15 protein-coding genes are annotated in these 14,789 nt (G+C 40.6%); 1 reads left to right on the plus strand and 14 read right to left on the minus strand.

Going from position 1 to position 14,789, the window contains the following annotated elements; genetic code table 11:
• Positions 1-156: 156 nt before the first annotated feature.
• The 11 genes from yjeM to T375_RS06865 form a co-directional block, all read right to left on the minus strand.
• A complete protein-coding gene (yjeM, locus tag T375_RS06815; RefSeq protein ID WP_044936496.1) occupies positions 157-1,710 on the minus strand; it encodes a glutamate/gamma-aminobutyrate family transporter YjeM in 1,554 nt (517 codons plus the stop codon).
• 213 nt (positions 1,711-1,923) lie between these two features.
• Positions 1,924-3,945 (minus strand): lysine--tRNA ligase, encoded by a 2,022-nt coding sequence (lysS, locus tag T375_RS06820; protein ID WP_044936498.1) that lies wholly within the window; start codon positions 3,943-3,945, stop codon positions 1,924-1,926.
• A gap of 84 nt (positions 3,946-4,029) precedes the next feature.
• Entirely contained in the window at positions 4,030-5,415 is a 1,386-nt protein-coding gene (locus tag T375_RS06825) for an MATE family efflux transporter (RefSeq protein WP_044936500.1), read from the minus strand.
• Positions 5,416-5,492: 77 nt separating this feature from the next.
• Positions 5,493-5,972 carry a transcription elongation factor GreA gene (gene greA / locus T375_RS06830; protein ID WP_044936502.1) on the minus strand — a complete coding sequence of 160 codons (480 nt, stop codon included), beginning with the start codon at positions 5,970-5,972 and terminating at the stop codon, positions 5,493-5,495.
• 127 nt (positions 5,973-6,099) lie between these two features.
• A complete protein-coding gene (dusB, locus tag T375_RS06835; protein WP_044936504.1) occupies positions 6,100-7,077 on the minus strand; it encodes a tRNA dihydrouridine synthase DusB in 978 nt (325 codons plus the stop codon).
• Complete coding sequence (locus T375_RS06840) at positions 7,077-7,847, minus strand: type III pantothenate kinase (protein ID WP_044936506.1); 771 nt, start codon at positions 7,845-7,847, stop codon at positions 7,077-7,079. Before T375_RS06840 ends, dusB begins: the two co-directional genes overlap by 1 nt.
• Complete coding sequence (locus tag T375_RS06845; protein WP_330371741.1) at positions 7,847-8,188, minus strand: DUF6145 family protein; 342 nt, start codon at positions 8,186-8,188, stop codon at positions 7,847-7,849. Before T375_RS06845 ends, T375_RS06840 begins: the two co-directional genes overlap by 1 nt.
• Positions 8,175-8,945 (minus strand): biotin--[acetyl-CoA-carboxylase] ligase, encoded by a 771-nt coding sequence (locus tag T375_RS06850; protein WP_049960333.1) that lies wholly within the window; start codon positions 8,943-8,945, stop codon positions 8,175-8,177. The genes T375_RS06845 and T375_RS06850 overlap by 14 nt, the downstream gene beginning before the upstream one ends.
• On the minus strand, positions 8,939-9,934 hold the full coding sequence (gene argF / locus T375_RS06855; protein ID WP_044936509.1) for an ornithine carbamoyltransferase: 996 nt from the start codon (positions 9,932-9,934) through the stop codon (positions 8,939-8,941). The genes T375_RS06850 and argF overlap by 7 nt, the downstream gene beginning before the upstream one ends.
• A gap of 125 nt (positions 9,935-10,059) precedes the next feature.
• The gene (locus T375_RS06860; protein WP_049960334.1) at positions 10,060-11,253 is read right to left on the minus strand and encodes a cell wall hydrolase; all 1,194 of its coding nucleotides are present in this window, start codon (positions 11,251-11,253) and stop codon (positions 10,060-10,062) included.
• An 83-nt stretch (positions 11,254-11,336) separates the two neighbouring features.
• The gene (locus tag T375_RS06865) at positions 11,337-11,684 is read right to left on the minus strand and encodes a response regulator (RefSeq protein ID WP_044936511.1); all 348 of its coding nucleotides are present in this window, start codon (positions 11,682-11,684) and stop codon (positions 11,337-11,339) included.
• Positions 11,685-11,840: 156 nt separating this feature from the next.
• Between T375_RS06865 and T375_RS06870 the strand changes: the two genes are divergently transcribed.
• On the plus strand, positions 11,841-12,905 hold the full coding sequence (locus tag T375_RS06870) for an undecaprenyldiphospho-muramoylpentapeptide beta-N-acetylglucosaminyltransferase (protein WP_044936514.1): 1,065 nt from the start codon (positions 11,841-11,843) through the stop codon (positions 12,903-12,905).
• Between the two features lie 44 nt (positions 12,906-12,949).
• Here the strand turns inward: T375_RS06870 and T375_RS06875 are convergent, their stop codons facing one another.
• The 3 genes from T375_RS06875 to T375_RS06885 all read right to left on the minus strand — a co-directional run bounded on the left by T375_RS06875 (position 12,950) and on the right by T375_RS06885 (position 14,786).
• Positions 12,950-13,249 (minus strand): hypothetical protein, encoded by a 300-nt coding sequence (locus T375_RS06875; RefSeq protein WP_197019844.1) that lies wholly within the window; start codon positions 13,247-13,249, stop codon positions 12,950-12,952.
• A 115-nt stretch (positions 13,250-13,364) separates the two neighbouring features.
• A complete protein-coding gene (locus T375_RS06880; RefSeq protein ID WP_044936516.1) occupies positions 13,365-13,781 on the minus strand; it encodes an HIT family protein in 417 nt (138 codons plus the stop codon).
• A 12-nt stretch (positions 13,782-13,793) separates the two neighbouring features.
• Positions 13,794-14,786: an SCP-2 sterol transfer family protein gene (locus tag T375_RS06885; RefSeq protein WP_044936519.1), complete on the minus strand. Its 993-nt coding sequence runs from the start codon at positions 14,784-14,786 to the stop codon at positions 13,794-13,796.
• Positions 14,787-14,789: the final 3 nt, after the last annotated feature.

The raw sequence follows: 14,789 nt of genomic DNA on the forward strand, positions 1-14,789 counted from the left end.
TTATAACTAAGAGAATATATTGATTTTTATTTATTTTCAACAAGGTTCACAGATTGTTACGCTTTTTTAGTATAAATGTTCATCATTAGCTATTTATAACAATAAAAAATACCTTCTTGAAATATCATTCCAAGAAGGTATTATAGCTCAAATTTATTATTCTGTTACAACGTTTTCATCAACATCAGATGTATTTTCTTTATTGAAATCACCTGCTGCTAATCTCTTTTCGTAACGTGTGTAAATAATCCATGCAGCTAATCCGAAGATTACTGGACCACTTAATGACCAGAATGTTGTCTTCCAATCGCCATCAAGAGCTGGCTGAACAATTGCAAATGCATTTGCAAAGAACAATGTAAGTGTTACAACATAGCCCCAGATATTTGCAGACTTCTGTGTCTTGAATACTTCGAAGCTTCTGTCGATGTTCTTCATCTTCTTAAACTTAGGGAATGCAAATGAAATAAACATGTATGGTACTGTCATACCAACATTTACCATTGCTGTAAGGATAACGAAGAACTGCTGCATTGTATCTCCACCAAATGAAACTAAAAGAACCATGATGCAAACAATTGCACACTGAATCCACATAGCGTTCTTTGGCATACCATCCTCTGCGATTTCACCCATCTTACCTGGCCAAAGCTCCTTTGGAGTTCCGTCGATAATCTGCTTAAGTGGTGAATAAACAAGTGTAAACATAGCACCCATAAGTGCAAGAAGCATAATAAGTGCATATACTCTAGCGAATCCGTGAGCAAGAGCTACCTGTGTAGCTGCTGAAGCGCCAAAAGCCTTACCAAATGCTGCTGCAAAGTTTGACATGATTACATATGAAACGTTTCCAAGTGTAATGTTGTCTGAGCCAAGGATTTCGCTGTAGTTTGTAAATGAACCTACAAGCATGATAAGAAGAGCATAACCAACTACGATTACCATAGCTGCTGTAACGATTCCCTTAGGGAAGTTCTTCTTAGGGTTCTCTGTCTTATCAACAAGACCACCAACTGCTTCGATTCCGCCGTAAGCGAAAAGTGCATATACAATAAATGATAAAATCATGATTGGGCTGCCCTGGTATGCTGCATTAAGAGGAACCATCAATGACTCTGTGCCAAGGAATGGCTGCTCAAGCTGTCCACGACGAGCGATAATCATAACGATTGAACCAACTACTACCATGATGTTGATTACAAGAACTGCTGTACCACCGATTGATGTAACCTTGCTAATCTTATCAATACCCTTTGAATCAAAGTATGTGATAAAGATAAAGAAGATGATTGCCATGATACCAAGAAGTCTTGAGCCAGAAAGGATTTCTGAACCAAAGAGAGACCAGCTTGATGTGCAATCCTCACCAAAAATAAGGTTTGATACAGGTACCCAGATACCTGATGAAACATTTACCATCCAAAGTACATATGATGTGTACCACATGAATGTTCCGATGAATGCATACTTAGGACCTACTGACTTGCACATCCAAGAATACATACCACCTGTCTCATCCTTAAATGCAGAACCAAATTCTGCTACCATAAATGCAAATGGTATAAAGAATAAAATACCAGCAATTACAAACCAAGGAATTGCTGCATATCCCATTAAGTAATATGAACGTGGGATATTGTTAAATCCGTATACTGATGTAAAGATCATCAGTATGAGGGCCATGAGCCCTAATTTCTTTTCTTCTTTCATTACTACTTCCTTTATAAAATATATTCTGTATTTAATTTTCTTATACACGCAGCGTCCTCGATTATACCATGATTCTCAATGTTTTTAGGGCCCTTAAACACAGAAAATACAATGCATTAGCACTTTAAACTTTAGAACTTTAAACACTAAAATTTCATGCAACAAAAAAACCTCCCTGGATATTTCTATCCAAGAAGGTTTTGAAAATTTATTTTAGTATAACTTAGCACCAGCTGGGATGTGGTTATCAATCATGAGAAGATGAAGCTCCTCATCTTCGCTGTCCTTAAGGTTGTTAACAGCACTAAGAAGCATACCGCATGATTCGATGCCCATCATTGCTCTAGGTGGAAGATTTGTAATTGCTACAAGTGTCTTACCAACAAGCTCCTCTGGTTCATAGAATGCATGAATTCCAGAAAGGATTGTACGATCTGTGCCTGTACCATCATCAAGTGTGAACTGAAGAAGCTTCTTTGACTTTGGTACTGCCTGGCAAGCCTTTACCTTTACTGCTCTGAAATCACTCTTTGAGAATGTCTCGAAATCAACCTGCTCCTCGAAAAGTGGCTCAATCTTTACGTTTGAAAAATCGATGCTAGAATTTGGAGCAAAGAATCCATTATCAGTTCCTGCTGCCTGTGGCTTTGCAGGGTTAAGTGACTTCATAGTCGGGAATAATAATACGTCACGGATTGCAGCGCTATCTGTAAGAAGCATGCAAAGTCTGTCGAGACCGTATCCAATACCGCCTGTAGGTGGCATACCAATTTCAAGTGCGTTAAGGAAGTCCTCATCTGTGTGCTCAGCTTCGTCATCACCAGCTTCTGCATTTGCATCCTGTGCTGCGAAACGCTCACGCTGATCGATTGGATCGTTAAGCTCTGAGTATGCGTTACACATCTCCCATCCGTTGATGAAGAGCTCGAAACGCTCTACCTTTGTAGGGTCAGATGGCTTCTTCTTTGTAAGTGGAGAAATCTCGATTGGATGATCCATAATAAATGTAGGCTGGATAAGATTCTCCTCGCAGAACTCCTCGAAGAAGAGATTAAGGATATCTCCCTTCTTGTGACGATCCTCAAACTCGATACCCTTCTCACGAGCAAGTGCCTTTGCAGCCTCATCGTCTGCAACTGTATCAAAATCGATGCCTGCGTACTTCTTAACAGCATCTGTCATTGTAAGTCTTTCGAATGGCTTGCCAAGGTCGATTTCTACTCCGTTGTAAGAAATCTTTGTAGAACCAACAACCTTTTCAGCAAGGTATCTGAACATGCTCTCTGTGAGCTCCATCATACCTTCATAATCTGTGTATGCCTGGTAAAGCTCCATAAGAGTGAACTCTGGGTTGTGACGAGCATCAACACCCTCGTTTCTAAATACACGGCCAATCTCAAATACACGCTCAAGACCACCAACGATAAGTCTCTTAAGGTAAAGCTCAAGAGAGATACGAAGCTTACGCTCCTCGCCAAGTGCATTGTAGTGTGTAAAGAATGGACGAGCTGCTGCACCACCTGCGTTTTCAACAAGCATAGGTGTCTCAACTTCCATGAAATCACGGTTTGCAAGGAAGTTACGGATTTCACGCATCATAAGTGAACGCTTAATAAATACATCCTTTGAATCCTTGTTCATGATAAGGTCAACATAACGCTGACGATAACGTGTGTCTGTATCTGTAAGACCGTGGAACTTCTCTGGAAGAATCTGGAGTGACTTTGAAAGAAGAGTCATCTCCTCAGCATGGATAGAAATCTCACCTGTCTTTGTTCTGAATGCATATCCCTTTACACCGTAGATATCACCGATATCTGACTTCTTGAAATCTGCATATGTATCTTCGCCGATTGCATCACGAGCAACATAAACCTGAATGCTGTTCTGTAAGTCCTGGATATTGCAGAAGCTTGCCTTACCCATAACACGCTTGAACATCATACGACCTGCAATGCTAACGTGGATTGGATCTGCATCCATGATAGCACGACGCTCGTTGTAATCATCATTAATGGCCTGCTTTGCAGCCTCCTCATCCATTCCATCTGTGTTAACAGCTGGACGACCTGCTAAAAGCTTTGCCTCATGCTCCTCGTAAAGAGCGCGAACTTCATCGCTGTGATGAGTCTGATCGAATTTTGTGATCTGGAATGGATCCTTGCCAGCTTCCTGAAGTGCAGAAAGCTTTTCACGGCGAACCTGAAGTAACTGATTAATATCCTGCTCTGCCATAATTTCTCCTTATCTATTTAAAAACATTTTAATTATTGTCAAACTACTTGATTATAGTCTAGTTTCCTCAATTGTGTCAAGGAACTATACTATCTGCTGGAGCCATACATTGCTCTTTACCATGAAATATCCCATGATATTTTTGATGATTTCTGTTCCCTGTACAAAGAAGTATACCGAAACGATTCCAAGGCTAGTAAAATGAGCCAATACAAATGCAAGTGGAGCCATAACAACCCATGTAAACACTGAGTCGAAAAGGAATGTTACAAGTGTCTTGCCACCTGAACGAAGTGTAAAGTACGAGCAATGGCTAAATGAACAGAATGGCATCCATAGAGCAGCTACAGCAATGAATTTTGTAGCAAGTGCTCTGATTTCTGGTGTGACATTGTAAATGTGAGGGAACAATCCTCCAAATGCAAACATGATAACTGCCATGATAGTACAGCAGAATACGCTGAAGGCAATCATCTTATTATCTGCATCCTTTGCTTCCTCAAGCTCACCTGCGCCAAGGTACTGTCCAACAATAATGCTGATACATGCACCAAGCTGGATGAATACAATATTAAACAGGTTTCCTACTGTATTTGAAATACTAAGTGCAGTAAGTACGTTCATTCCACGTATTGAGTAACTCTGTGTTACAGCGCTAACGCCTGCTGCCCAAAGTACCTCGTTAAGCATAAGTGGCGCACCTTTGATAAGAATCTGGTTGAATATCTTTCTTGGAATTCCAAAACCAAGGTAAGCTCCTGCAAGATATTTATTTTTGTCTGCGTGAGTGTGAGCCCAAATTATTACGATGGCTGCTTCAATATATCTTGCAATAACTGTTGCGATTGCGGCGCCTTCTACACCAAGCTGAGGGAATGGTCCAAATCCGAAAATCAAGCAGTAGTCCAAAATCGCATTTGTAGCTACTGCAACCATACCTGCAACCATTGGAACTACCGTCTGACCAGTTTCTTTGATATTGGTAGCGTATGCTTGGTTTACAGCGAAAGGTATCAAACCAATCAAAATAATACTTAAGTATTTAAGTCCAAGTGAAAGCGCAAGCTCTGGAGATGCACCTTCGCTTTCTGTAAGGAAAAGGGAAATAAGCTGGCTTCCCCAAACCTTAAACATCAAAATACCTAGTATAGTTACAAGCAATGTTGTGTAGAGCTTGAATCGGAAGGTGTACATATGACCTTTGTGGTCGCCCTTACCAAAGTACTGGGCTCCGTAGATGCTTCCTGCAGAAGCTGCACCAAAAACTGCCAGTGAAAAAACAAAGTTTAACTGATTGACTGTTGCGACAGCAGATATTGCTTCCTGCCCCAATTGTCCAACCATGATATTATCCAAGAAACTTACGAAGTTGGTAATTGCATTCTGGATAATCATAGGTGTTGCCAGGAAAATATATCGTCTGTAAAACGCCTTGTCACCGATGTATTTTTTCTTAAGTCTAGCTAGCATATTTTCCTCCTTTTGTTGTGTGATTATTTATAGGTACAAAAAAAGCGGCCCTGAATAGGCCGCCTTAATGTGCGATATTACTTGTTCTTCTTTGCAGCAAGAATCTTGTACTGGAATTCTCCAGCTTCTGTCTCTACTGTAACTGTATCGCCCTTCTTGTGTCCAAGAATAGCCTTACCTACAGGAGACTCGTTAGAAATCTTGCCCTTAAGGCTGTTTGCCTCTGTAGAACCAACGATTTTGTACTCAACTTCCTCGTCGAACTCTACATCAAGAAGTGTAACGGTCCATCCAATGTTAATGTTCTTTGTATCGTGTTCTTCTGTAACGACCTCAGCGTTTTTAAGAATCTTTTCGATTTCTTCGATACGAGCTTCGATATCTCTCTGCTCATCCTTAGCTGCATCGTATTCTGCGTTCTCTGAAAGGTCACCCTGCTCACGAGCTTCCTTAATCTTCTGTGATACTTCTTTACGTTTATTGACCTTGAGATCCTCAAGTTCGTCCTCTAATATTCTAAGTCCTTCAGCAGTAAGTAAATTCTTCTTTGCTTCCATATTATTTCCTCCAGGGTCTATAATTTTCAAAAGAGCCTTGCTAAGCAAGACCCTACTAACTTCAATAACTTAGTGAATTATAAGCCACCCACATATTGATGTCAAGAATTCCAAATTAATTCATAAATTATTTAAAATTTGCCAAAAAGTTGTGGAAAAGAGCTTCTAATTCTTCGTATGATTCTACATCGTTTATCATGCCTCTAAGCTTGCTTGCGCCCTTGTATCCAGCGGTATACCAAGCTGCATGCTTTCGCATTTCTCTGATTCCAAGGTAATCCCCTTTGAATTCGATTTGAAGTCTTGCATGACGAAGCATGGTATCAATCATCTCCTCGATAGGTGGTTTGCCAATCAGCTCTCCTGTTTCGAAGTAATGGAGAATCTGATGGAATATCCAAGGATTGCCCTGTGCTCCACGACCAATCATAAAGCCATCGCAGTTTGTCTGCTCCTTCATGGCAATCACATCCTTTGCATCAAGAATGTCGCCATTGCCGATTACCGGAATTGATACTGCATTTTTAACGTCAGCAATAATACTCCAATCCGCTTTTCCAGAATAATATTGCTCACGAGTACGTCCGTGGACTGCAACTGCAGCTGCACCTGATTCCTGTGCGATGTGAGCCATCTCTACCGCGTTAATATGTTCATCGTCAAATCCCTTGCGAATCTTAACAGTGACAGGCTTGTCGATTGCCTTTACCATCTTTTCGATGATTTCTCCAGCCAATTTAGGATTCTTCATGAGGGCAGAACCGTCGCCGTTATTAACTACCTTTGGCACCGGGCATCCCATATTGATATCAAGGATGTCGAAATTACGATGTTCGATTTTGGCCGCCATAGCTGCCATGATTTCTGGGTCTGAGCCGAAAAGCTGAAGGCTAACAGGGCGCTCTCTTTCATCAACAGTAAGAAGACTTTCTGTATTTTTATTGTTGTAGTAGATGCCCTTGGCGCTGACCATTTCCATACAACAAAGAGCCGCTCCCTGCTCTTTGCATAACAGACGAAATGGCAGGTCTGTTACGCCTGCCATTGGTGCCAAAATTAAATTATTGTCTAGTGTTACATTTCCAATTTTTAATTTATTAATCATTATCTCTTTTGCTTGTTATAAATAAACTTCATTCCATAGAGTGTAAGATTTGGATTGTAGATGTCGATGCACTTTGTCTCGCTGGCAATAAGATTGCCAAGTCCACCTGTTGCTACAACCTTGACGTTGTCATAGCCACTCTCTTCTATCATGTGTTTTACGATGTATTCTGTCTGACCAATCTGACCATACACAAGACCAGCCTGCATAGATGAGATTGTTTCCTTTGCAAGGATTTTTTCAGGCTTCTTGATTTCGATTTCAGGAAGCTTTGCTGCATCCTCCCAAAGAGCCTTTGCGCTGATGCGGATACCAGGAGCTGTTACACCTGAAACGAAAGCACCGTTTCCATCTACCAAATCGTATGTGGTAGCTGTGCCATAATCAATTACGAGAACTGGTCCACCGTAGAGCTCGTAAGCGCCTGCTGCATCAACAATTCTGTCTGCACCAATCTGCTTTGGATTCTCTGTAGCGATTCGAATGCCTGTCTTGATACCAGCCTCAACGATGATAGGCTGAATATCAAAATACTTGATGATTGCACTTGTAAGAGAGTGCATTACATTAGGAACTACAGATGCAATGATTACATCGTTTACCTTGGATGCATCCAAATCGTTTGAACGAAGGATATCCTTGATTACGATACCGAACTCATCTGATGTTCTATTTATCTTTGTAGTGATACGGAAATTGCCAAGGAGAGTATCTCCATCAAAAACTCCCATAGTGATATTTGTATTTCCAACGTCGATTGTAAGTAACATTACATGCCCTCCCCAAGGAAAACTACTTTATAGTATGTCTCAAGTGCCTCGAATAACTCTGTGCGTTCTCTCTGCATTCTTTTTACTTCAAGTGCAGAACCAATCTCGTCATAGAGTAAATCATCCTCGTTGTGATCTACGTCGATTCTGAGACTGCCATCCTCTTCGTAGATGAACTGAATTGTTCCACTAACTTCTTCAGTGTACATAACGCACATGATTTTTAATTCATCCTTAATCATTGGAGGGAGTCCCTCGAAGTCCGGATTCAAATAAAATTTTTTAGTGTAGCAGCTGGCGCCGCATAATACTACTTCTTCTTCCATATCAAATGTATCCATAGATTCCTCTAACAGAAACCTCTCCTGTACTAATTATTTGTTGCTGACCGTCAATTTCTATGATGAGCTGGCCGCGGTCATCGATTCCTCTAGCAATCGCTTCGTAGGAATTCTCCTGAGCCTCTATTCTAACACGTTCGTTCAGATTAGCAAGATATCTTTCGTATTCTTCCTTTAGTCCGGACATATCCTGGGTCTTTATGAAGATGTTGTAGTACTTCTGAAAGCTCTCCCAGATAGCCTTTGTGATTTCGGAACGATGTCCTTTTTCCCCGGATTGCTTTTTAAGCTCAATATCCACTGAAGTGGCCTTGAACGCAATCTCCTCTGGGAACTGAGTGTTGTGAACGTTGACACCAATACCTACTACAACGTACCAAACCTTGTTGTCCTTCATTTCCATTTCAGTGAGGATACCGCAGATTTTCTTGCCTCCCAACACGATATCGTTTGGCCATTTTATTTTGCCCTCTAGGCCATATAGCCTTGATAACGCATCCCTAACGGCCATTGCTGCAACAACAGTGATTGTAGGTATGGCCTCTAATGAAATATCATCTGGTGTAAGTAAGAGTGAAGTGGATACTGAATCCTTTGTAGGTGATTCCCACTTTCTTCCGATGCGGCCCTTTCCTGCAGTTTGTGTACCTGCTGAAATAACTAGTCCCTGTGCTTCGTTGTCATGAGCACGTTCTTTAATTCTGTCGTTTGTTGAATCTACTGATTCGTAATATTCGTATCGTATTTCTTCTAACATGAACCTAATGTTGCATACATGATAGCCTTGATGGAATGCATGCGGTTTTCTGCCTCATCAAATACTATTGAATGCTCGCCTTCAAAAATTTCGTCTGTAACTTCCATACAGTCTATTCCAAATTTGTCATGAATCTGCTTGCCGATTGTGGTATTCAAATCGTGGAAAGCAGGAAGGCAATGCATGAATTTTGCATCAGGCTTTGCATAAGAAAATGCCTTTGCATTTACCTGATATGGGCTAAGGTCGTTAATACGCTCTGCCCAAACCTCATCTGGCTCGCCCATTGATACCCACACATCTGTGTAGATAACATCTGCATCCTTGCAGCCCTCTGCTACATCCTCTGTAAGTGTGATTGTAGCTCCTGTCTGGCTTGCAATGTCCTGGCACTGCTTTACAAGTGACTCCTCTGGGAAATATTTTTTGTTTGTGCAAGCCACAAAATCCATACCAAGCTTTGCACAAGTAACCATAAGGGAATTACCCATATTATAACGGGCATCGCCCATATATACAAACTTTATTCCCTCAAGTTTGCCAAAATGTTCCTTTATTGTCATCATATCTGCAATCATCTGTGTAGGATGTGATTCATTTGTAAGACCATTCCATACAGGAACGCCTGCATATTTTGCAAGGTCCTCTACGATAGTCTGCTCAAATCCACGGTACTCGATTCCATCATACATGCGACCAAGTACGCGAGCTGTATCGGCAATAGATTCCTTTTTGCCAATCTGAGAACCTGATGGATCAAGGTAAGTTACATTAGCACCCATGTCGTAGGCTGCAACTTCAAATGAACATCTGGTACGTGTTGATGTCTTTTCAAAAATCAAAGCAATATTCTTTCCGGCCATGTAATCCTTTTGAGACTTACCCTGCTTCTTTTCAGCCTTAAGCTGAATAGATAAATCAATAAGATAATTGATTTCCTCAGTAGTTAAGTCCAACATCTTTAAATAGTTCTTTCCTTTTAAGCTCATAACGTACCTCCTTAGTGATGTATATTTATGCATTTATTGTAATTAATTATGCATTATACAATAAAAGAGCTCTTGGGTAAAGCCCAAGAGCTCGATTTTTTGCATCATTATCAATATATTTAAAACTAGTAAAATACGTGGTTACCAATGATAAGTCCATCTTTTGAACCTGCACGTCTAAAGTGTGTTGCGCCACCTGTTGTATCAACACCTGCAAGGGCATCGTAAGCCGCCTGAATACAAGAAGCCTTTGGTCCCTTTGAGATAACTGATGACATACGTGAAGTTGCAAACTGTCCCTTAGCGAAAATAACTCCGCTGATTGTGTTTGCATAAGAACCGCTGCGAACTCTGTTCATAACAACAGAACCAACTGCAACCTGGCCCTCGTAAATCTCGTTTCCTGCTTCAATCTGGATGATTGCTGCAAGAAGAGTGACATCGTCTGCAGAATCAATAATGCTTTGATTTGCTGCAGCGGCAGCAGCTGCTGCCTCCTTTGCCTGACGTGCTGCTTCCTCTGCTGCAGCCTTAGCCTCTGCCTCTTCTTCAAGAGTGATAGCTTCGCCAGTAACCATGTCCACCTGGACATACTCTGCCTTAACATATCCTGATACGCCTGCTGATGTAACTGCTACCCAGCCATCAACTACCTCTGCATCAGAATTAACTGTAAGCTTTGTTCCCTTAGAAACAACCTTGAGGATGCTAGAATCCTCTGAAGCTTCGCTACGAATGCGAAGTCCTGCTACATCTGTTGTAGCGTATGTATCACATACATCCATTGCAAGCTCGTAAGCTTCGATGCCTGTGACGCAGAAATCTGCTGATACAAAGCCGTGTGCATTACCTGACTCGATTTCGTACCATCCGTCAAAAACATCTACGAGTGTAGCAACATCGCCAGAACGAAGCTTTCCAATAACTTCTGAATCTGAGCTGGCTTCTGAACGAATAGAAAGATAATCGTCAACCTGTGCCATAACCTTGTCTGCCCACTCATCATATTCATCTTCTAAATCAGGCTCAACCTGATCTGTTGTAGACGCAACCACTGTAACATCCGCTGATGCATAAACCAGACTTGAATCTCCTGCTGTGAGTTCCATTGATGATACTGCTGAGAATACACCTGCTGTGCTAGTTGGCTGAACTTCTACAGCTGTAGTAGAAACCTCTTCCTCAGGTGCGCCTGTGTATGCGCCTGTAAATAAGAGCATCAATGCTACTGCAAGAGCTCCTGACTGCATAGTACGTTTATTGATATACTTTCGATTTTTATCGTACGCTGCAGCAAGATAATTGCTAAATTTAACCATAAGCCTCCGTTGTTTTTTACAAAAAAATTCTATTTATTACAACTTTGTTACGAAGGCTAATATAACATTCTTACAATTTTTTGTCAAATTACGGCATCAATACAGTCCCAAAGCTCTTGATATTTGATTGGTTTTTGGATGCAATACTTTGCTCCCATAAGCTTATATTTAAGCAAATCTGTCTTCTGTCTGCCTGAACAAACTATGATTTTGGCCTGCTCATCCAATTGGAGTAATTTATCAATCAGCCAATCTCCACCGATGCCACCCTTCATCATAATATCTGTGATTACTACATCAGGATGAAATACTTCATACATAGTGTATGCGTCGTAACAATCCTGTGCCTCGATAATTTCTGCGTCATCAGAAAGAATTCTTTCCAAAGTGCGTCTCGCAAAAAGTTCGTCATCAACTATTAATACTTTCATTAACTATATTCCCCTTTTTTTCATAATAGTTATTCTCCATAACTAATTCTATCACGTATTTTCGCAGGTTTGTACTATTATTTGACTTTTAATGCACGATTGTTATCATGTAAATGTTCAAATAAAAAAACTTTATATTTATATAAGAGGTTCTATATGAAAAAGATAGTAATGACAGGCGGAGGCACCGCTGGTCATGTCACACCAAACCTTGCTTTGGCTCCTCTTCTCAAGGAGCAGGGCTATGAAATCTACTACATCGGTTCATACACTGGAATCGAAAAGAAATTGGTAGAAAATGCCGGTATCACTTACTATGGTATTTCATCTGGTAAGCTTCGCAGATATCACGACTGGAAGAACTTCACTGATCCTTTCAGAGTAATCAAGGGCTTTTCCGAGGCAAATCAATTGCTCAAGCACATTCAGCCAGATGTTGTGTTCTCAAAAGGTGGATTTGTTTCTGTACCAGTTGTTATGGCGGCTGCTCGTCAGCATGTTCCTTCTATTATTCATGAGTCTGATATGACTCCAGGACTTGCCAACAAGCTTGCTATTCCATTTGCTACAAAAGTGTGCTGCAACTTCCCTGAAACACTTCAGTATCTTCCAGAAGGCAAGGCAGTTCATACAGGCTCACCAATTCGTCGCGAGCTTTTCACAGGCTCAAAGGAAAAGGGTCTTGAGTTCACGGGATTTACTGCCGACAAGCCAGTTATTTTAATTATGGGCGGAAGCATTGGTTCCCGTTTTATAAACAATGCTGTTTGGGAATCCCTTGATACTTTACTTGCAGATTTCCAGATTGTTCATTTAGTTGGTAAGGGAAATATCAACAAGGATTTGGAAGGCAAGGCAGGTTATCAACAATATGAGTTTGTCAGTGAACAATTAAACGATGTGTTCGCTATGACAGATTTGATGATTAGCCGTGCAGGTGCAAATTCAATCTGCGAGATTCTTGCTTTGAAAATACCAAATATCCTTATTCCACTTTCAGCTGCAGCTAGTCGTGGAGATCAGATTCTTAACGCTGAAAGCTATAAAAAACAAGGATTTTCAACTGTTCTTCAGGAAGAGGAACTTACATCAGAGATTCTTATTAATGCGGTAAAGGATGTTTATGATAGAAGAGATTCTATAAAAGAAACCATGGCATCAAGCCATTTGCTAGATGCTAATAGCACTATTTTGAAGCTTATAACAGATATAAATAAGTAAAAAGAAAGGAGCCGGTACATTAAGTACCTGCTCCTATTTTTATCTTAGTATATTGATGATGCAATTGCAGCGCCAAAAACAGCGATGAAAATAATGTAAAGTACTAACACGATAGCTGTCCAGATAAGTGCAGCTCTTGCCCAATTCTTCTTTGATGGCTTTGTGTTAGCGCTGAAAGACCAAACGAACATCATAACGATGTTTACGATTGGAATACAGCAAAGAAGTGTTGTAAGCATCCACTCACCTACACCAACTGTCTCATCAACTACAGGCTGCTGGTATACAGGCTGCTGATTAACTGGCTGACCTGTCATTGGGTCAAAGTTCATATTGTTGTCCATATCTCTTCTCTCCTTTTTGTTATGAAATTAACATACCTGTAAATTATAAATTTCTTAACAATCAGAGTCAAGAGATTAGTTAAATATTTTTAAAATAATTCTTCTTACTATTCTTTTATAATGATAGTTTCTTTACAACTTCTGCTGTCTCTTCATCCGTAAATGACTGATGGCTCCATCCGCAGATTGTTTTATCAGGATCATCCTCATATCTTGGGATAATGTGGATGTGCAAATGATGAACTGTCTGACCTGCTGCTTCACCATTGTTTTGTACGATATTTACGCCGGCGCAGCCAAGTTCTGCCTTCATTTTATTTGCTATTTTTTTAGCAAGTGGTAATGCCTTTTCAAGCACATCATCATCTGCCTCAAGAAGGTTTGCAAAATGATTCTTTGGAAGGATAAGGGCATGTCCTTTTGTAGCAGGATCTGCATCCAAAATTACCTTAAAATCATTATCCTCAAAAATAGAATTTGTTGGAATATCTCCATTTGCCAACTTACAGAAAATACAATTGTTGTCCTTCATTACATTATCCTCCTAGCTAAAAGTGAATATTTCGTCAAGCATGCGAAGGGTTCTGAAATTGCCCTTTGCTGTCATGTCTCCTACTGAAAATGCACGCTGGAATGTTTCGCGGCCTGCTACGATGTTGTCCATTATTGAGCCTGAAAGCTTCATGTAAACATCGATATTGTCCTCTTTGCCGTAGTGACATTCAAGCTGCTCACCCATTACATTCATAAATAATGGCTGGCTTTTTCCCTCTACCATAAAGAGATATTTTGCATAGAATTCTGGGTTTCCTCTAAAGTGAACCTTGAAATCATTTATGTATTCATTGGTGCTGTCTTCCTGCTTCTGTCCCATCATATCTCTGAACATGCTTGTCAAATCAGCGATATCTGCCTTTTGTGTTTGCACATATTCATCGTCAGATACAAACTTTGAAAGCTGCTCTGATTCCTGTGGAGAAAGCTCAAGCTGAGCTGTTCTAAGGATGCTTCGTGTAACAGCCTGATTGCTGGTTGGGAGTCCTTTTGTATGCTGTGAAATTGTACGGTAAAGTGTCTCTACCTTCTTTTCGATGATGTGAGCATATTCCGCATTTTCTCTGAATTCTTTAAGATCTTCCACGTATCCGCAGAAGCCAGAACATGGCAAACCACCAAGAATCTCCCAAGCATTTTCAAGTGTAACCATAGCCTCACGCTCGCCGTAGGTCGTAGACATTACAACTGGCTGCATATATGTGGTAGCAAGGGCTGATTTGTCTGCATATAACCAACATGCATCCAAAAACTGGTTCATATAGCCACCAATTCCAAGCCATTCCACTGTGGTTGCAAGAATGATTCCATCTGCATCCTTAAGTGTCTGTGGTAGCATTGAAATCGCATTTTTTTGTTCGTAAATATTGTAAAGGCGAACCTCAACCTGGAGCTCTGTCAAAACCTGCTCCATTTTGTTAATTACATATAAAGTTGGGTCCTCCAAAAGGCCTCTTCCGCCGTAATAGATATTAACTTTCATACA

The organism is Pseudobutyrivibrio sp. LB2011, from assembly GCF_000701765.1.
Lineage (GTDB): Bacteria > Bacillota > Clostridia > Lachnospirales > Lachnospiraceae > Pseudobutyrivibrio > Pseudobutyrivibrio ruminis.